Origin of the sequence: Hahella sp. KA22 (assembly GCF_004135205.1) — a bacterium.
GTDB lineage: Bacteria > Pseudomonadota > Gammaproteobacteria > Pseudomonadales > Oleiphilaceae > Hahella.
In genome coordinates this window covers 5,855,810-5,872,800 of record NZ_CP035490.1, presented here as the reverse complement: position 1 = coordinate 5,872,800, position 16,991 = coordinate 5,855,810, and the positions used below count along the sequence as shown (strand labels likewise).

General features: G+C 54.7%; 15 protein-coding genes. 10 read left to right on the top strand and 5 right to left on the bottom strand.

The genetic code is table 11. The features are described from left to right. Positions 1-1,305: a HAMP domain-containing sensor histidine kinase gene (locus EUZ85_RS25850; protein WP_127973029.1), complete on the bottom strand. Its 1,305-nt coding sequence runs from the start codon at positions 1,303-1,305 to the stop codon at positions 1-3. Beyond that, on the bottom strand, positions 1,305-1,985 hold the full coding sequence (locus EUZ85_RS25845) for a response regulator transcription factor (protein WP_127973028.1): 681 nt from the start codon (positions 1,983-1,985) through the stop codon (positions 1,305-1,307). The genes EUZ85_RS25850 and EUZ85_RS25845 overlap by 1 nt, the downstream gene beginning before the upstream one ends. Before the next feature lie 235 nt (positions 1,986-2,220). On the opposite strand from EUZ85_RS25845, the gene EUZ85_RS25840 reads away from it, so the two are divergent. After that, a complete protein-coding gene (locus EUZ85_RS25840; RefSeq protein ID WP_164887359.1) occupies positions 2,221-2,679 on the top strand; it encodes a Spy/CpxP family protein refolding chaperone in 459 nt (152 codons plus the stop codon). 384 nt (positions 2,680-3,063) lie between these two features. Further along, the gene (locus EUZ85_RS25835; protein WP_127973026.1) at positions 3,064-4,005 is read left to right on the top strand and encodes a DUF4253 domain-containing protein; all 942 of its coding nucleotides are present in this window, start codon (positions 3,064-3,066) and stop codon (positions 4,003-4,005) included. A gap of 45 nt (positions 4,006-4,050) precedes the next feature. On the opposite strand, the gene soxR is transcribed toward EUZ85_RS25835, so the two are convergent. Further along, positions 4,051-4,512, bottom strand: coding sequence for a redox-sensitive transcriptional activator SoxR (soxR, locus tag EUZ85_RS25830; protein ID WP_127973025.1), 462 nt, complete (start codon positions 4,510-4,512; stop codon positions 4,051-4,053). 81 nt (positions 4,513-4,593) lie between these two features. Between soxR and EUZ85_RS25825 the strand changes: the two genes are divergently transcribed. Beyond that, positions 4,594-5,175, top strand: coding sequence for an NADPH-dependent FMN reductase (locus tag EUZ85_RS25825; protein WP_127973024.1), 582 nt, complete (start codon positions 4,594-4,596; stop codon positions 5,173-5,175). A 9-nt stretch (positions 5,176-5,184) separates the two neighbouring features. Here the strand turns inward: EUZ85_RS25825 and EUZ85_RS25820 are convergent, their stop codons facing one another. Then, complete coding sequence (locus EUZ85_RS25820) at positions 5,185-5,454, bottom strand: PEP-CTERM sorting domain-containing protein (protein WP_127973023.1); 270 nt, start codon at positions 5,452-5,454, stop codon at positions 5,185-5,187. 171 nt (positions 5,455-5,625) lie between these two features. Beyond that, the gene (locus EUZ85_RS25815; RefSeq protein WP_127973022.1) at positions 5,626-8,496 is read right to left on the bottom strand and encodes a LuxR C-terminal-related transcriptional regulator; all 2,871 of its coding nucleotides are present in this window, start codon (positions 8,494-8,496) and stop codon (positions 5,626-5,628) included. 80 nt (positions 8,497-8,576) lie between these two features. Between EUZ85_RS25815 and EUZ85_RS25810 the strand changes: the two genes are divergently transcribed. The 7 genes from EUZ85_RS25810 (at position 8,577) to EUZ85_RS25780 (ending at position 16,988) form a co-directional block, all read left to right on the top strand. Next, complete coding sequence (locus EUZ85_RS25810; protein ID WP_127973021.1) at positions 8,577-9,686, top strand: S-(hydroxymethyl)glutathione dehydrogenase/class III alcohol dehydrogenase; 1,110 nt, start codon at positions 8,577-8,579, stop codon at positions 9,684-9,686. 18 nt (positions 9,687-9,704) lie between these two features. Then, positions 9,705-10,550: an S-formylglutathione hydrolase gene (fghA, locus tag EUZ85_RS25805; RefSeq protein WP_127973020.1), complete on the top strand. Its 846-nt coding sequence runs from the start codon at positions 9,705-9,707 to the stop codon at positions 10,548-10,550. Positions 10,551-10,592: 42 nt separating this feature from the next. After that, positions 10,593-11,000 carry a GFA family protein gene (locus tag EUZ85_RS25800; protein ID WP_127973019.1) on the top strand — a complete coding sequence of 136 codons (408 nt, stop codon included), beginning with the start codon at positions 10,593-10,595 and terminating at the stop codon, positions 10,998-11,000. A 126-nt stretch (positions 11,001-11,126) separates the two neighbouring features. Continuing rightward, positions 11,127-11,693 carry a hypothetical protein gene (locus EUZ85_RS25795; protein ID WP_127973018.1) on the top strand — a complete coding sequence of 189 codons (567 nt, stop codon included), beginning with the start codon at positions 11,127-11,129 and terminating at the stop codon, positions 11,691-11,693. Positions 11,694-11,734: 41 nt separating this feature from the next. Continuing rightward, entirely contained in the window at positions 11,735-12,433 is a 699-nt protein-coding gene (locus EUZ85_RS25790) for a DUF2314 domain-containing protein (RefSeq protein ID WP_127973017.1), read from the top strand. A 230-nt stretch (positions 12,434-12,663) separates the two neighbouring features. Further along, positions 12,664-13,872 carry an efflux RND transporter periplasmic adaptor subunit gene (locus tag EUZ85_RS25785; protein WP_127973016.1) on the top strand — a complete coding sequence of 403 codons (1,209 nt, stop codon included), beginning with the start codon at positions 12,664-12,666 and terminating at the stop codon, positions 13,870-13,872. Next, positions 13,869-16,988 (top strand): efflux RND transporter permease subunit, encoded by a 3,120-nt coding sequence (locus tag EUZ85_RS25780; RefSeq protein ID WP_127973015.1) that lies wholly within the window; start codon positions 13,869-13,871, stop codon positions 16,986-16,988. Before EUZ85_RS25785 ends, EUZ85_RS25780 begins: the two co-directional genes overlap by 4 nt. Positions 16,989-16,991 lie beyond the last annotated feature (3 nt).

Here is a 16,991-nt window from a genome sequence, read left to right as displayed (position 1 = left end):
CTAACGATCGCTGTTTAACGGGAACCTCACGGTGACGCGGGTTCCCTTGCCTTTCTCACTGTCGATGCGCAGTTCGCCGCCATGCGCTTTGGCGATCTGTCGACATAGATAGAGGCCTAGTCCAAGGCCGCCAGTGTGAGCGCGTGATTGGTCTCCGCGATAGAAGGGATCTGTCAGCGCTGCTAAATGCTCCGACTCGACGCCTTGTCCTTTGTCTTCGACAATCAATTCGCCGTAATCCGGTAGTTGTCGCCAACTAGCGACAACATTCTTGCCCTCCCCATGCTTCAACGCGTTATCTAGCAGGTTGGCCGCCAGCAGTTTGAAGCGAACAGGGTCCAGGTGCGCCTGGTTGTTTGCGGAGCAATCCAGTCTGATCAAGGCGCGCTGTCTGGCGAAGCGCTCATCGATCAGCTCGCATAACAGTCTGGCGGCGTCGATGTCGTGCAACTGGAGCGCGTGATGGCCTGTTTCCAGTCTTTCGCATTCCAGCAGTTCAGTGATCAGTCTGTCCATATGATGTATTTCACGCACCAGTTCATCGCGTTGCGCTTCGTCGTCGATCATTTCGCCAGCGACGCGCATTCGGGTGAGAGGCGATCTGAGCTCGTGGCTGATAGCCAGCAACAACTGGCGTTTGGCGTTAAGCATGGACTCAATCTGCGCGGACATGGTGTTGAAGGTGTCGCTCAACTGTCCCAGCTCATCCTGCCTCAGAGTGGGAATGCGTTGCTGGAAGTCGCCGCCAGCCACCTTTTGCGCGGCCTGGGTCAGCCAGCCGATAGGCTTGAGTAAGCGTTTAATGCTCAGAAAGCAGAGAAAGATCACCAGTAAGATCGACAGCAGCAGGGCGATGCCGGTGAAAGTCAGGCCGTTCTCGCCTTCAAATGGTCTGGCGTAGAAATAGATGGTGGCGTCTTGGCGCGGAATGCGCAGGACAAAGTAGCGTCTCCAATGAGTGTATTCGATACGGCCATCGCCAGCGTCGCGGAACTCAAGATCTGCACCGGCGAACGGAGGTGTTTCGTGCGCCCAAGCTCCATCGGTATTCTGGACGCTGACTTGAGTATGGGTGCGGCTCTCTATGGACGCTATGAACGCCGAGTCGTAAGGGGGCTGAATGTCTTTGCTGAGGGAGTAAAAGTAATCTGAAAAAATATCTTTCCAGAAAACATGGGCGCGTTCCTGCGAAATATTCTGAAAAGCCGCCGCGATGAGCACAAGGACTGCAAAGGCGGTGGCCAAAAATATCAAAATCAGCCTGACTGACAGAGAGTGACGACGCTTTCGTTTGTGTTTGAGCATTACAGCGCTTCTCCGACAAATCGGTAGCCGGCTCCCCAGACAGTCTTTATGAACTCCCTTTTGCTTTTTGTCTTCATTTTTTGCCGCAGGCGGCTGACCGTAATATCGATCGCGCGTGAGAAAAGCTCTACTTCTGTACCTTTGAGGCTGTTCATAATCTCGTCGCGGGAAAACACTTTACCGGGAGCCGAGGCGAATAACTGAAGCAGGCGGAATTCGGACGTGGTCAGTGTAAGCGGGCGTCCAGCCACAAGCGCCTCCTGTGTCGTCGGGTTAATCTCCAGATCGCGGAACTGCATCAGGGGTGAGGGCTTTTCCACCGAGACGTGACGACGGGTAATGCTCTGGATGCGCGCAGCAAGCTCCCGTGGTTCGAAGGGCTTTGGCAGATAATCATCGGCGCCTAACTCCAAGCCAACGATGCGATCCGTCACTTCACCGCGGGCCGTCAGCATGATGATTGGCGTCGTGTAGTCATGGCGAAGCTTGCGACATACGGCGAATCCATCTTCCTCCGGCAACATGACGTCCAGAATAATCGCGTCAGGCTGGCTTTGCTTTAACTGCGCGTAGGCGATTGACGGCGCGGAAGCATGTCGAAGCTCCCAGCCAAAACGTTGAAAGTAGCGGTTTAACAGGCGCGCCAGATCATTATCGTCATCTATCAGCAACAAGTTCATAAGCATTCGTAGCGGGAAAAGGGAAATCAGAATTACATGATAGTGCGACTGTAACCGGCGCTGTAGCGGCAAAGTTTCAAGGATTTGTCTCTCTGTCAGAAAATCCCTTTTTTATCATTAGGATAGATCGTTACAAAGTGAAACAAGCCGATACCGCGGTGAAAAGAATACCCGCCAGCGTAATCCTACACTGAGCACGTTGATCATCATGTTAAACATCACGAGGAAACGCGCTATGAACGCTACGAAAATGGGTAAATACGTCAGAAAACCGCTGTTGTGGATACTGGTCGCCGCGATGTCTTTAGGAGCGATGGCCTGTCGCTATGATCCTGAAAAACGCTGGGAGCACGCGAAGGAGTGGGTCAGCGATGAACTCGAACTCAATGCGGAGCAACAGGTCATCCTGGATGAACTGTTTACGCAGATCCAGGCGGCGAAACAAAAAATGAAATCAGAGCGGGAAGGCGCCCATGAGCTGCTGATCGCGCAGATCAACAGTGAGCAACTGGATGAAGCAAAAATCCTGACGGCATTCGAAGCGCATCAACAGCAAATGAACGAAGCGGTCGCCAGCGTACTGCCAACGCTTGCACGGCTGCACAGCACCCTGACTGCCGAACAGAAAGCCACGCTGGTGGCGTTTATAGAAAAACACGGCGAACGCGGGTTTCACGGGGGAAGGGACTGGTAAGCAACAGTTTTATAAAGGCCCTTTAAAGTGGGCCTTTTCTTTCATCTTCTTGTCGCAGCTAAATACAAAGCGCCATAAAAGCTGTTGTGACTCTGCGTGGTTTCCTTCCCGATAAATCGTTCTTTAGCCTCACTTCTACTATGGCGTCCGATCAGCCGATTTCATTGTATTGGCTGACGCTATAGATTCATCTGCAAAGACTTGGCTTTCAATTCAGTATATCCCGTGGGGATTGTGCGGCTGCGGTATTGCGCAGATTACACAATCGTTTACATAGGATTGCCTGCTGGGGTTTGGTTTAAAGTTTTCCTGCTACTAAACTCAAGATATGAGAAAAAAGTCGGCCACATATAGAACCTGTTAGATGTGAAGGAAGGTTGCGCAATGTTAGAAACCGAAGACCAGTTATGTGAGATTCTCAGTGGGATCGGTTATGACGAGCATGAAGTCGTGATGATGGATGTGCCGGGCGTTGCACGGAAGGCCTTCGCTGTTGAAATTACCGCCGGGGAGGCGATGGATTTGTGGGCGGAGTTTCGTACTATTTCCGATCAGACCGGCATGTGGCCGGTGTTGCATGCATGCTGGTTGAATGATACGGGCAGCTGGCGCGAGGCGGTGCTCAACGAGGATGCGTTTATGCGCCGTCCTTATGGATGGGAGCCGTCGGGAGCAGACAGGGATCTCTCGCCGCAGGCCATCTGCGCCGGCGCGGAAATGGCTGACATACAGGCGGTCCTGGACGCCCATAATCGCCTGTACTCTGAAGATCTGGAGGAGAATTTCGAGTACAGTATCGGCCATACCAAAGAGCGTTTTGGCAAAGTTCCCTCTCTGGATGAAATCAATAAATTGATCGCCGAGAAGCAGATCACCAGTTACTTTGAATTCGAGCGCTGGATGTTGGAATGGGAGATTCAATACTCAGGCGCCAGCGATGTGCTGGAGCCCGAGTATTGTGACCATATCGACTGGTACGAGCCTCAGGGGCAGGCGCAGGCGTTAATGCTGTTGCCGACGACAAAACCCTGGGAGGCGCTGGCGTATATGCATTGGTACGGCGCTGAGAATGTGGGGTCGGAAGCCTCTATCGCCATGTTGCGGCATTGGCATGACAAGTACGGCGCAGAGCTGGTGGCCCATTACGGAACCATGCTGCAGTTCAACGCCAGGTCGGGCCCAAAGGATATTTTCGAATCCTTCGATCTGGCCTTTGAACAGGAAGCGCTGGCGCCTTGCACCACGGCGTTGGCGGGGGTTCTCCTGCGTGATCACGCCCGTTCGCTCATGAAAACCCGCCGCTGGTTTTTACACGAACGTCCCTGAGCAATAGTGTATACAAACGATTAACCGCCCCGGCGTTAGCCGGGGTTAATCCTGCTCCAATAAGCGCGGCCCTGGGCCCTGCGCCGCCAATTCATCCCAGGGATTGCGCAGCGGGCAATCCTCCATCGACAGGCAACCGCAACCGATGCAGTCGTCCAGCTGATCCCTTAACTGGGTGAGTTTGCGTATTCGGTCATCCAGCACTTGTTTCCATTGTTCTGATAAGCGTCGCCAGTCCGCCGCATTGGGCGCGCGACCTTCGGGCAGAGTCGACAAAGCTTCTTTGATCGCTGACAACGGTACGCCAGTGCGTTGCGCCACCTTGATGATCGCCACTCTCCGCAGGACGCCTCTTGGATAACGGCGTTGATTGCCGGAGTTGCGACTGCTCTTCAGCAATCCTTTGGATTCGTAGAAATGCAGGGTGGAAACGGCGACGCCGCTGCGCTTCGCCACTTCGCCGACGCTGAGTTCTTTGTAAGCGTTACTGGCGTTGAGCTTCGCCATGGAAATACCTCTTGACCTAAAGTTAAGTTGAGGTTTTACACTGCCGCAGACTTGATAACAACCTCTTTGGAGTAGTGATTTATGGGCAGTGATATTAACGTGGCGTTGATCTATGGCAGCACTCGGGAAGGACGCTTCTGCGACAAAGTGGCGCGCTGGGCCGGCGGGCGCATTCTTAATCGTCAGGGGCTGAATCTGGATATGATTGACCCGGCGGAACTGGCGCTGCCCCCGTACCATCAACGTGAGCGTCTTCCCGCGGTCGAAGCGTTATGCCATCGTGTGGGACTGGCGGATGCGTTCGTCATTGTGACGCCGGAATATAACCACGGCTATCCTGCCCCCTTGAAGTTCGTCATTGACTCCGTGAACAGCGAGTGGCGCGCCAAGCCGGTGGCGTTTGTGTCTTATGGCGGTATTTCCGGCGGTCTGCGGGCGGTGGAGCAGTTACGTCTGGTGTTTGCGGAGCTGCATGCCGTGACTGTAAGGGATACCGTCAGCTTCGTCAGCGCCTGGGAGCAGTTTGATGAGCATGGCGAACTGTTGGCCCCTGCGCGCGCGCAAAAGTCCATGGACATTATGCTGGATCGACTGGTCTGGTGGGCGCAGGCGTTACAAGGGGCGCGTCAGACGAGGCCATACGATGGCAAACAGGCCGCCTGATGGCGTTTGTCAGAGAGTGGAGCGCCGGCGCAAAAACAGCGCCATCGCTCCCAGCCCCAGAAGCGCGAGATAGGCCGGCTCTGGGGCGACCAGATTCTGTGGCGGCGCCGACTGTGCGTTGGCGTGGTATATCGGCAGGTCCGCACTTGGTAACTGGGTCTCAGCTTCAAGCGGGATCGGCGTCTGATCGCCAGTATTGGCTTGCGTCCTAAGTGTGGACGCCGCCGCTGTTGCGCAAAGCGATGAGGCCGCAATGAATAGAATTGCTTTGAACTGCATAAGCCTTTTATCTTCAGTGAGTTGGACGAATATTGGATGACGGGCTCTCTCAGGGAGAGCTGAAATGATACCTTTTGATACGACATGGAGTGTCGTAGCGGCGGCGAATGAATGAAACTCAAAGTGCGTGATAGACAGGAAATCCTGGCGTCGATGTAAGCCGTCAGCTTCTTACACCAAGCCTTTGTCCCTTGCGATCGCCAGCGCCTGAGTGCGGCGACGCACCCCCAGTTTAGCGTATATGTTGCGCAAATGCGTCTTTACCGTGGAGGCGGCGATGTTCAGCGCGACCGCGATTTCCTCATTACTGCGCCCTGCGGACAAGTGATTCAGAATGGTGGTCTCCCTTTGGCTGAGTTCTTCCACTAACGGATATCTGCTGTGGCCGTGTTGCGGGCGGACTTGAGAGGGCGAGTAAGCCATCAGTTCTGAGATAAAAGTCGCAGCGTGTCCGCGTCGCGTCATATCCATTAATAGCGGTTGCAGAAAGGCGATTTCTTCCTGGAAGGGACGGCGTACGCCGAGAGGCGCGGCGGCGTTTACGGCCTGACTGAGAAACTCTCGCGCGCTGCTGGGGCGCGCTTGAGCCAATTCGTTAAGGCAGCACAGAACCAAGAGATTAATAGAAAAGTACAGGTTTCCAGCTTGCTGGATGAGCTTGAGCCGTTCCTGAAGTATGTCCAGCTCGTCCGCTTGCTGATAGATCCTGATGCGGACGTACATCATCAGTTCGATGGTTTGCCGTTGCAAATTGACGATAGGCGCCTGGGTATCATAAGCCGCAGCCCATTGCGCCAAGGGGAAAGGGTTGCCTGATAAGGCGTCGAGAAGAACTTTGAGCGTGGCGGGGTTGGGGATGACAAAATTCCACTGACTGAAATGCTGCTGAAAATAGGCGTCCAACTGATTCAGCGCCTTTTCCGCCTGCAGATAGTCTTGCTGAGCCAGACGCAGGGCGAGCTCGCCCCATTTATGGTAGACCCGGTCCACCGCCATGACGCGGTCGTCGGTGGCGTCCCACAGGCGCTCTAACTCCTGATTGGCCGCCTCGGGTTGTTCCAGCTCAAGCAGAATCAACAGGCGTAGATAGTGCAGGGCGCCCCAGTTTGGCAAACAGTGCATGTGGCGGCTTTCCAGCCAGGACTGCTGTTCCTCCAGGAGTTCTTTGGCGAATTGCAGCTTACCTTGTTGCAGAAGCACGGGAATTAACCAGGATAAGGTGGCGAGCAGGCAGAAACCCTCTTCATATTTGCGGCTACTGCGCAGGGCGCGCATCAGCAGGTATTGCGCCGCATGCAACGAGCCGCGGATATACTCGTCCGCGCCCAGGCCCTGAAACAGCCAGGCGGTGAAGGGCGAGTCCTGTTCAGGAAGAAAGTCGCGGGTTTGCTCAAGCTGTTCGGTGGCGAGCTCGGGTCTATCCGTCATCCGGGCGATGTGGCTGCGTCCGAGAATGATCATGCATTTCAGTTCTCTGACGGATTCGGATTCCTGTAACCCGTACTGGCGTTTCAACTGCGCCAGTGTCTGAGCATTTTGGGACTGCTCCAGCATGGCGTCCACATAGCGCTCCGCCAGATCCAGATCAGTCTCGACTTCATAGAAGCGCATTCGCGTCAATTGTAAAAACGCCCGCTGGACCAAAAGCTTGGGATAACGGTGCAGTTGTTCGTGGGGGATTTTCGTCAGTAGTCGCGCTACTAGCGGATAATGGCCCATACGGAGAATTTCCGGCAGCGCGCGGCCTGCGCATAAAGCGGTTTGCTCCCAGTCGCCGGCAAGGGTCCATTGCTCCATGGCCTCTAAAAAGTAACTTTGCTCCGCATACCATTGTGCGGCCTGTCCATGCAGCATTTGCAGTTCCCCGGGCGGGCGGTCTTGATTGCGCAATTGCAGCCAATCCCTCAACAAATCGTGGAAGCGATACCAGGCTCCATCGGCGCTGGTTTCGGATAAAAACAACTGGCGCTTCAACAAAGTCTCCAGCAACAAGGCGGCGTCCAGGCCGGGACAAAGCTGGTTGGCGAGCTGCAGGTTAAAAAGGGGAACCAGGGCCAGATTCAACAAACCTGTCTGCACCCAGTCGTCCTGTTGCTGAAAACACTCTTCCGCCAGATAGGCGGCCACATTCTCTGGCTGCGCGCTTAATGTCAGCAGCCGGTTGGCGGGTTGCGACTGCAGGTTCAAACCATACAGTTGCAATGCGCCGATCCAGCCCTCGGTAAGGCGATGCAGTTTTTTCATATCCGATGCTTCCAGGCTTATCCCCAGGCGGGTTTGCAGGAATTGCGGCGCTTCGGTTTCAGAGAGCCGCAGATGCTCCGCATTCAGTAACAGAACGCTGTCGCGGACCTGACGACGGGGAATATGCAGCGCCGGTATCGTGCGACTGATCAGAGCCACATGAAGGTAAGGCGGCAGATGATCCAGAAAGTAGTCCAGCTGCTGTAACAAGGCTGGGTCGTTGAGGTAATGCACATCATCAATCGCCACCAGCATGCTTTCCGGACGCCGCCAGGTGCGTCCCAGTTGCGTCAACTCGTCCAGCAGGCTGCGCACAGCGTTCAAGGCGTCGTCATCTACAGACAGGATGCGCGCGCTGCGCGGGCCGATTTTGGGGAAGACGGACTCGAATCCCGCGCAAACATAACGCCAGAAAATCCCAGGGACATTATCCTGTTCGTCCAGGGCGTACCACAGGTAGGGGAGTTGTTCGCGATGAAGAAATTGCGCCAGCGCCGTGGTTTTGCCAAAGCCCGGCGGCGCGGACACCAATGTGACCGGCTTTCTTATTATGCCGCCAAGTCGTTGCTGTAAGGCGTCCCGAGGCAAAAGTTGCGCGGGAAGTTGAGGCGGTTGCAGTTTGCTTGTGAGGATCATGATGATGGCCGCGACGTCCTGAGTCGCGCTCAGTATCCGTCTGGGGTTCAACGTCTCGCAAGGGAAATGCGTCAGCGCGTGGTCAGGAATGTCGAACAATTCCCGTTTTGAATCATATGAGTACGCCTTTTGGTGGAGGGCCGCGAAGCCGACTGCAGGCATTGCGATGCCTTCTGACGGCGCCTATAGTGTCTCACTGGAATCCATAACAACCCATAACCTTAACCCCCAGGGAGCTTAATATGAAATCACGCGCAGCAGTCGCATTCGCCGCCGGCCAGCCGCTCGAAATCGTCGAGGTGGACGTTCAGGGGCCAAAAGCCGGGGAAGTGCTGGTCAAGATTGTCGCCACTGGCGTCTGTCATACCGACGCTTATACGCTCTCAGGAGATGACCCCGAAGGGCTTTTTCCCGCTATTCTTGGCCATGAAGGCGGCGGTGTGGTGATGGAGGTCGGTGAAGGCGTAACCTCCGTTAAGCCGGGCGATCACGTTATTCCTCTTTATATTCCGGAGTGCGGACAATGCAAGTTCTGCGCGTCCGGCAAAACCAATCTCTGTCAGGCGATCCGGCTCACCCAGGGCAAAGGCCTGATGCCGGACGGCACTTCGCGCTTCTCCTATCAGGGCAAGCAGCTTTACCACTATATGGGCACCTCTACTTTTTCCGAGTACACCGTGCTGCCGGAAATCGCGCTGGCCAAAATCAATCCTAAGGCGCCGTTGGAGAAAGTCTGTCTGTTGGGCTGCGGCGTCACCACTGGCATTGGCGCGGTGTTGAACACGGCGAAAGTAGAGCCAGGCTCGACGGTGGCGGTATTCGGCCTGGGCGGCATTGGCTTGAGCGTCATCCAGGGCGCTGCAATGGCCAACGCCGGGCGGATCATCGCCGTTGACGTTAATCCGGATAAGTTTGAGATGGCGAAAGCCCTGGGCGCCACCGACTGTGTGAACCCCAAGGAATTGTCCGCGCCAATCCAGGAGGCGTTGGTGGAAATGACCGATGGCGGCGTGGATTATTCGTTCGAGTGCGTCGGCAATGTGCAATTGATGCGCGCGGCGCTGGAATCCTGCCATAAAGGGTGGGGGACGTCCGTGATCATCGGTGTGGCGGGCGCCGGTCAGGAAATTTCCACGCGTCCTTTCCAGCTGGTCACTGGCCGTACCTGGAAAGGAACCGCGTTTGGTGGCGTTAAGGGACGCAGCCAGCTGCCAGGTTACGTGGATAAATATCTCAGCGGCGAAATCAAAGTAGACCCGATGGTCACTTACAGTTTGTCTCTGGATGACATCAATAAAGCTTTTGACTACATGCACGAAGGCAAAAGCATTCGCTCTGTGATTCTTTTTTAACGCACCGGGAGGAACCCTATGCACTTGATTCAGGAAAATAAATGCCACGGCGGATATTGGCGCCGCTATCAGCACGACTCGGAAACCTGCGGTTGTCTGATGACTTTTTCCGTATTCGTTCCCGCTGCTGCGGAGGAAGGAAAGTGCGCCACCTTGTTCTGGCTTTCCGGTTTGACCTGCACAGACCAGAACTTCGTGCAGAAGGCGGACGTCGAATCCGCCGCCGCGGAATACGGCTTTATCGTGGTGGCGCCTGACACCAGCCCCCGCAATGTGGGCCTGGACGGCGAAGATCTCAGCTATGACTTTGGCTCCGGCGCCGGGTTTTACGTGGATGCGACGGAAGCGCCCTGGCGTTCCAACTACCGTATGTATTCCTACGTGACGGAAGAGCTGTACTCGCTGGTGGCTGACAACCTGCCCATGGACCCGGAGCGCACTGGCGTATTCGGCCATTCCATGGGCGGGCATGGCGCGCTGACTATCGCGCTTAAGCAACCGGAAAAATTCCGTTCAGTCTCCGCCTTTGCGCCGATTTGCGCACCCATGTCCTGCCCTTGGGGTAAGAAAGCCTTGGCGGGCTATTTGGGAACGGACCAGGAAAACTGGAAAGCCTATGATTCTGTGGCGCTGATCGAATCCGGGGCGAAAGTGAAGACGATTCTGGTGGACCAGGGGGATAAGGATGAGTTCCTGGCGGAGCAATTGAACCCAGAGCTGCTGAAGGCCGCCTGCGCGGAGAAAGACATTCCGCTGACCCTGAACTATCGCTCTGGATATGATCACAGCTACTTTTTCATTAAGACATTCATTCGCGATCATGCGAAGCATCACCACAGGATGCTCAATGACGTAAATAGATGAGAATGTATCGTTAACCTGAATAAACTCGGAGATAAGTGGGATATGAAAGGAAGTTGTCTGTGCGGCGCCGTGCAATATGAAGTAAAGACCTTTGAAGAAAACGTATCCCACTGTCATTGCTCCAAGTGCCGTAAGTTCCACGGCGCGGCGACGGGAACTTACGGCGTGGTGAGCATGGCGAATTTCACCTGGACCGCAGGTGGAGACCGCATCGCAGTATACCGCTCATCGGAAAAGGCGGAGCGCGGCTTCTGCCCCCAATGCGGCTCCAGCCTGTTCTTCAGGTTTCTCAGCAATCCCGATTATATCGACATCGCCCTGGGAACCCTGGACGAAGAACCGGACCAACTGCCGAAAGACCACATTTACACCGCATCCAAGGCGAAATGGTGCGTGATTGGCGATGACTTGCCTCAGTATCTGGGGGGACGGGGGTCAGATGTGGAGTGACGATCATGCGGAGCTTCTTCTAAGAGACTCCCTACACAAGGTGTAGGGAGTCCACCCGCACGAAACGCACACTATTTCTTGATGGAAAAGAAAACGTTTCGTCACAAAAAATACTTTTAACAGGCCATGTCCGCCAATAAAATGCCTGCTCGTTTCAGGCAGCCAGTGGTGGATAAAGCCGTGTCCGATAATCTATACAATACTCCCTCCAGTGATTTGAAATCCGACGATGAGAACGTCTTTGCGCCGGTTAAGCGGCCTTGGCCGATATTCGTCATCGCAGTGTGGATGCTTCTATGTTTCATGTTGCTTTCGAGTAATATCAAAATCATGTTGTCTTCTTTGCTTGAGGAGACATCCAAAGCTGGAAACACAGTGGGCACTGTTTTTTTACTTGTAGGGCTCGCCCTGACTGTCGGGGTGGTTAAGCTGCACAAATGGTCCGTCTATATTGCTGGGGCCTTTTGCATACTGCTTGGCGTATTGGAACTCTATCAAGTATTTTGGGCGCTGACTCAAAGTGAAGATTTGATTCGCTTTGCATTGGTTGTTCTATTTTTATACACAATCCCTTCACTCTTTTCTGCGTGGTATATGCTTCGGCCTGAATTTCGGGGCTTAGTTGAAAGAAATAGAAAATACAAACAAATGGTTAGCATGAATAAATATGTAGCTAAGAAGCTGGGTAAATAATAAGCCTGTCGCTTGGCGGGTATAGTTTATGGGTGATACTTATGAAAAAACGTAGCCTCCTTTTCATAGTCTTCATGCTTATTTCTTCGGTCGCTTATACTGCTGAATCTGAATCTGAATCTAAATATAAAGACACGCCTACAAATATTGACCTTGAGCTGAAGGGACTATTGGAAAAATATGTCGCCCGCGCTCGCGAGACTCTCCCATATTTTAAGGAACGCTTTCATTCAAAAAGCGAGAAGTCTTTTTATGTGGTGACAAAGCTTTACCAGGGCGTGAGTTATGAACAAATATTCGTGCGCTTGCAGGAGATTCGTGAGGATGTTTTTGTCGGCGTTATTGCCAGTGAACCTGCTGGAGAGATCCAGTTTAATAGCGGAGACAGAATTGACGTTCCAAGTGCGAAAGTGGTGGACTGGTTGATTGTCCATGAGGACGGAGAGGAGGAAGGCAATCTGCAGGGCAAGGTTATGGATTTGGCCCAGGCGGGACAGGCCTTTTTTATATCAAAAACCACGCCGCGAGACGGAAAGTATGTCTCATTTGAGGTTGTTTCAGTTATTAACCCTTACACCCGACAGGATGTGACTGATATTGTTCCACACAGCGCCATGGACTTGATCACGGCGCAAATAAATGACGCCTATGCAGGAACACCTGCTGAAAATGACGAAGAGCAATACACATATACAGTTGTATCATTCCCCGGCTGGAAGATGGTCCTCAATCCACAATAATTCTAAGCAGAGCGCGACTTCGTCTTTGGGTTGCGCTTTGTCATATCTTGCGGCTACGGCTCTCCTTTTATTTTTTCGCTGTAACCATTCACCACCCATTCAGTTCCAACCCACTACACTTAATTAACCAAAGTTAATCGCCCATTGTGCGTTCGCGGTGGACGCCGCTTTGCGCCTCGGCGTATAAATAGGCCTAGTCCCCCTCGACCAGACAGTTGCCCGGAAGTCAGATGTTAAAGAAAGTCCTGCCGTTAGCGGTGTTAGCCTTGTTTGTTGGCGTTGCTTATCTCGCCACTGAGTTCAAACCTCAGGCAAAGCCTCAAAAAGAGCACCCGCAGCCCGCTATCAGCGTTGAAACCCAAACGCTGCAAACCGAAGTGTTTCCAGTACGTATTTCCACGTTCGGCATTGTGCAACCGCGTACGCAAAGCTCCATTGTCGCCCAGGTGTCCGGTCAGGTGATCGAGGTGTCGCCAAACCTTCGTGATGGCGGTTTCTTCGTCAAAGGCGAGGTGCTGCTGAAAATTGACCCCGTGGACTATCAGGTGCAATTGCGCATTGCTGAAGGCGCCGTAACGGAAGCGAAGTTGGCGCTGGCGGAGGAAGAAGCGCGAGTGCGGCAGGCGAAGAAGGACTGGGAAAAAATCGGCGGCGTCAAAAACGCCTCGGATCTGGCGTTGCGCAAGCCGCAGCTGGCAGCGGCTCAGGCCCGGGTGCAAACGGCGATCGCCCAACATACGCAGGCGCGCATCAATCTGGAGCGGACCGAAATCAAAGCGCCCTACGCGGGCCGCGTGCTGAAGAAACAGGTGGATCTGGGTTCAGTCGTGTCGCCGCAGACCACACTGGCGGAAATCTACGCCACGGATTACGTTGAAGTGCGCCTGCCTCTCAACAATACCGATCTGGGATTTATCGACCTGCCTGAGCAGCGTCGGGGAGGCGAGCCGCCAGAAGTGACGATTTTTAATAACCTCGCCGGCTCGAAAGAAAAATGGCGCGGTAAGATAGTGCGTACGGAAGGCGCCATTGACGCTACCACTCAGCAGCTTTATGTAGTCGCTCAGATTGATGACCCTTTCGGGCTTCAGGACACGAATCGATATCCTCTAAAAATAGGTCAGTACGTCAGTGCGGAAATTCAGGGCCGGCGCTTGCCGGAAGCCTTGGTTGTGCCCGTTTCATCCATTTATCAGGGCAGTTATGTGTACATCGCCAAAGGGGAGGTGTTGCACCGGCAGAGCATTGAGATCGGCTGGCAGAGCGGGAAGTCCGCGCTGATCAGCGAAGGGCTGCAGGCGGGCGACGAACTGATTCTCACCCCGCTGGGACAGGTCAATAGCGGCGTGCGTATCAAACGCGCGCAGAACGAATCGGAAAAGGTGGCGCGCCGCAACGGAGAAAAGCCTGCTGACGCAGCGGTTGGAGACGTGCAGTGATTGCCTGGTTCGCTCGTAATCATGTCGCCGCCAATCTGTTGATGCTGACGATCCTGGCTTTGGGGCTGGGGTCTTTGAGTCATCGCCTGCCCTTGGAAGTATTTCCTTCTGTTGAACCCTCCACCATCTCAATTTCCGTTTCGCTTCGCGGCGCTACTCCGGAAGAAGTGGAGGAGGGCGTCAGCGTCAAAATTGAAGAAGCGGTGCAGGACCTGGAGGGCGTTGAGAAAATTGTCAGCCGTTCCTCTGAGGGCAGCGCATCGGTCACGGTCGAAGTGGACAGCGACTATGATCCCCGTGAGCTGCTGGCGGATGTGAAAAGCCGGGTGGACTCCATCAACTCCTTTCCGGGGGACGTGGAAAAACCGGTTATCAGTCTGGCGCAGCATACCCGGGAAGTGATTACCGTCGCTATCGCCGGGCCGTATCCCGAGTCGGAAATCCGTACGCTGGCGGAGCATGTGCGCGATGACATGTTGCGCCTGGATGGCGTCACTCAGGTGGCCCTGGATGGCGTGCGCAACTATGAAATCTCCATTGAAGTACCCAAGGCGACGCTGCAACGCTACGGCATTACGCTGCAAACCATCGCCCAGGCTATCAGCAAAAGTTCCCTGGACGTGTCGGCGGGCAATATCCAGACCGATGGCGGAGAGGTTTTGATTCGTTCCAAAGGTCAGGCCTACCGCCGCGATGACTTTGAAGACATCGTCGTACTGACCCAGCGCGACGGCAGTTTCGTGCGCGTCAGAGATCTGGCCGCCGTCGTGGACGGGTTTGAAGAAGGACGCGTGCTCACCCGTTTCAACGGTCAACCGGCGGCGTTTGTGGATGTGTTCCGGGTGGGGGATCAAAGCGCCATTGGCGTCGCCGACAAGGTCAAAGAGTATATCGAGCGTAAGCAGAGCAGCCTGCCAGTCGGGGTAGAACTGACCTATTGGCGTGATTTTTCCAAGTTGGTGAAAAAACGTCTGCAGACCCTGACGGACAATGCGATCCAGGGCGGTATTCTGGTGCTGCTGCTGTTGACGCTGTTCTTGAGGCCATCGGTGGCGTTCTGGGTTTTTTGCGGCATTCCTATCTCCTTTATGGGGGCGTTCCTGGTGATGCCGTACTTTGGCGTCACCCTTAACATTTTTACCTTGTTCGCTTTTATTCTTGTGCTGGGGATCGTCGTGGACGACGCCATCGTCACCGGCGAAAGCGTTTATACCCACTTGCGGCGCGCGGAAAACGGCTTGCAGGCGGCGATTCAGGGCACCCAGGAAGTGGCGGCGCCGGTTACATTCGGGGTGCTGACCACCATGGCCGCCTTTATGCCCATCGCCTTTATCGAGGGCGTACGCGGTCAGTTATTCGCGCAGATTGTGGTGGTGGTGCTGCCGATTTTCGTGTTCTCGCTGATCGAGTCCAAACTCATCTTACCCGCACACTTGAAGCATGTGCGCATCAATCCCGATCCCAATGCCGGATCGCGCCTGGAGCGCTGGCAGCGCGCCTTTGCGGACGGATTTGAAAACGCGATTCTGCGCTACTATCACCCGGTATTGCACTGGACCCTGCGTAATCGTTACCTGTTTTTGTCGTTCGCAGTAGGCTCTTTTATCCTGCTGAGCACGCTGGTGGCTTCCGGCTGGATCAACTTCGTGTTCTTCCCGAGAGTACAGAGCGAGATCGCCAGGGCGTCGCTGACCATGCCTCAGGGCACGCCTTTTGAGGTGACGGATCGCTATGTCTCCAAAATGGCGGATGCCGCCTTCAAGCTCAAGGAGAAGTATCGCGATCCGCAGACGGGAGAAGATCTGATCCTGGATGTACTGGCCACCAGCGGCGGCTCCAGCGGTTCCCATGTCGGGCGAGTGATCTTCGAGATCGTGGCGCCGGAAGAGCGGGACACGGCGGTCACCAGCAATGAACTGGTCAACGAATGGCGTCGTTTGATCGGCGTGGTCCCCGGCGCCGAATCGTTGACATTCCGCGCTGAGATCGGGCGGGTGTCCGACCCCATCGACATTCAGTTTTCCGGTAATAATTTCGAGACGCTGGAGGCGGTGGGAGAGCAGGTGAAAGCGCGACTGGCGAGCTATCCCACAGTGTTCGACATTACCGACAGCCTGTCTGACGGCAAAGAAGAGCTGCAGGTGGAACTGAAGCCTGAGGCCTACGCGTTAGGATTGAACAGGGCGGACGTCATCAATCAGATTCGGCAGGCGTTTTATGGCTACCAGGTGCAGCGTATCCAGCGGGGGCGTGACGACGTGCGCGTCATGGTGCGCTATCCTCGCTCCGATCGACAATCCGTCAGCGATTTGCAGAGCCTGCGTATCGCCGCCTCTGACGGGCGCTTGATTCCGCTGGGCGAAATCGCTGAACTCAAGCCGGGCCTGAGTCCCACCACGATCTATCGCATTGACCGCTACCGCACCATGAACGTGCGCGCGGATATCGATAAGCAGAACACCAATATGCTGGCCTTGCAGGAAGACATGACCCGTTTCCTCGACGACCTGATGCTGCAACATCCGGATATTCAATACACTTGGGAAGGCGAGGCGAAAGAACAGCGGGAGTCCTTCGGCAGTCTCAAATGGGGGCTGTTGTTTGTGCTGTTTATGATTTATAGCTTGTTGGCGATTCCATTCAAATCCTACGTTCAGCCGTTGATCGTCATGACCGTGATTCCGTTCGGCGGCATTGGCGCGGTGATCGGCCACTGGATCATGGGGATGGATCTGAGCCTGACCAGTTTGCTGGGAATGCTGGCGCTGATCGGGGTGGTGGTGAATGACAGTCTGGTGCTGGTGGATTTCATCAACAAGCACCGCAATGATCGGGAGAACGGCGGCAATCTGATGACCGCGGTGCTGAATGCGGGCGTGGCGCGCTTCCGCCCGGTCATGCTCACGTCATTGACCACGTTTATCGGATTGATGCCTTTGTTGTTCGAGAAGTCCACTCAGGCGCAGTTTTTGATACCCATGGCGGTGTCACTGGGCTTTGGAATATTGTTCGCCACCTTCCTGACGTTGCTGCTGGTGCCGGTGAACTACGTGGTCATCGAAGATCTGAAACGGCTGTTCCGCCCCAACCAAGCCCTGCGCGAAGACGCCGCCTGAAAG

Excerpts from the sequence above, each read along its gene's own strand:
- EUZ85_RS25835 (WP_127973026.1), top strand. The coding sequence starts at position 3,064 with ATGTTAGAAACCGAAGACCAGTTATGTGAGATTCTCAGTGGGATCGGT.
- EUZ85_RS25795 (WP_127973018.1), top strand. The coding sequence starts at position 11,127 with ATGTCCGCCAATAAAATGCCTGCTCGTTTCAGGCAGCCAGTGGTGGAT.
- EUZ85_RS25850 (WP_127973029.1), bottom strand. The coding sequence starts at position 1,305 with ATGCTCAAACACAAACGAAAGCGTCGTCACTCTCTGTCAGTCAGGCTG.
- soxR (WP_127973025.1), bottom strand. The coding sequence starts at position 4,512 with ATGGCGAAGCTCAACGCCAGTAACGCTTACAAAGAACTCAGCGTCGGC.
- EUZ85_RS25825 (WP_127973024.1), top strand. The coding sequence starts at position 4,594 with ATGGGCAGTGATATTAACGTGGCGTTGATCTATGGCAGCACTCGGGAA.
- EUZ85_RS25800 (WP_127973019.1), top strand. The coding sequence starts at position 10,593 with ATGAAAGGAAGTTGTCTGTGCGGCGCCGTGCAATATGAAGTAAAGACC.
- EUZ85_RS25785 (WP_127973016.1), top strand. The coding sequence starts at position 12,664 with ATGTTAAAGAAAGTCCTGCCGTTAGCGGTGTTAGCCTTGTTTGTTGGC.
- EUZ85_RS25815 (WP_127973022.1), bottom strand. The coding sequence starts at position 8,496 with ATGCCTGCAGTCGGCTTCGCGGCCCTCCACCAAAAGGCGTACTCATAT.
- fghA (WP_127973020.1), top strand. The coding sequence starts at position 9,705 with ATGCACTTGATTCAGGAAAATAAATGCCACGGCGGATATTGGCGCCGC.
- EUZ85_RS25820 (WP_127973023.1), bottom strand. The coding sequence starts at position 5,454 with ATGCAGTTCAAAGCAATTCTATTCATTGCGGCCTCATCGCTTTGCGCA.
- EUZ85_RS25840 (WP_164887359.1), top strand. The coding sequence starts at position 2,221 with ATGAACGCTACGAAAATGGGTAAATACGTCAGAAAACCGCTGTTGTGG.
- EUZ85_RS25845 (WP_127973028.1), bottom strand. The coding sequence starts at position 1,985 with ATGAACTTGTTGCTGATAGATGACGATAATGATCTGGCGCGCCTGTTA.
- EUZ85_RS25810 (WP_127973021.1), top strand. The coding sequence starts at position 8,577 with ATGAAATCACGCGCAGCAGTCGCATTCGCCGCCGGCCAGCCGCTCGAA.
- EUZ85_RS25790 (WP_127973017.1), top strand. The coding sequence starts at position 11,735 with ATGAAAAAACGTAGCCTCCTTTTCATAGTCTTCATGCTTATTTCTTCG.